Source organism: Treponema sp. R6D11 (genome assembly GCF_054786075.1).
Genome location: NZ_BDHD01000895.1, coordinates 1 through 458, shown reverse-complemented (window position 1 = coordinate 458; position 458 = coordinate 1). Strand labels below are relative to the sequence as shown.

Annotated in this window: 1 protein-coding gene; it reads left to right on the top strand. The window is 34.5% G+C overall.

The window, feature by feature from the left end:
* Positions 1-181: hypothetical protein (locus tag ACYVTD_RS16705; RefSeq protein ID WP_461248778.1), on the top strand; the 181-nt coding region annotated here is incomplete at its 5' end.
* Positions 182-458 lie beyond the last annotated feature (277 nt).

The window sequence follows — 458 nt, the reverse complement described above, 5'->3', positions numbered from 1 at the left end:
ATGCTGTATAAATCAAAGCAAAATAGACGTAATAGCTATTTTATTGAACAATTATAAAATAGAGAAAAATATAAGCCGCAACTCCGTATACTACATCTTTGCGCCCGACTTTTTTATTAAGTTGTATGCTAAAAACCCCCTGAGGGTAGAGTATGCGACGGGTTACTGGAAAAGCTTATAATTTTTTTAAATGATTTTTTGGTGGGAATGTATCGGTCTGTGGCGGCAGAACCATCCACAGACCGACAACATTTTTACATTACTTCTTTGTTGTCTTTTTTGCTTTTGCTTTTGTTGTCTTTTTCGCTGTTGTCTTTTTCGCTGTTTTTTTTGCTGCTGGCATAATTATTCCCTCCCTCTTTTTATAATATACACTATTTTTAAGAATTTTGTCAAGTGGGTACGCTATATATAGTGCTTTTTTTTCAGGGGTACACTAGGAATAAAACCCCCTATAT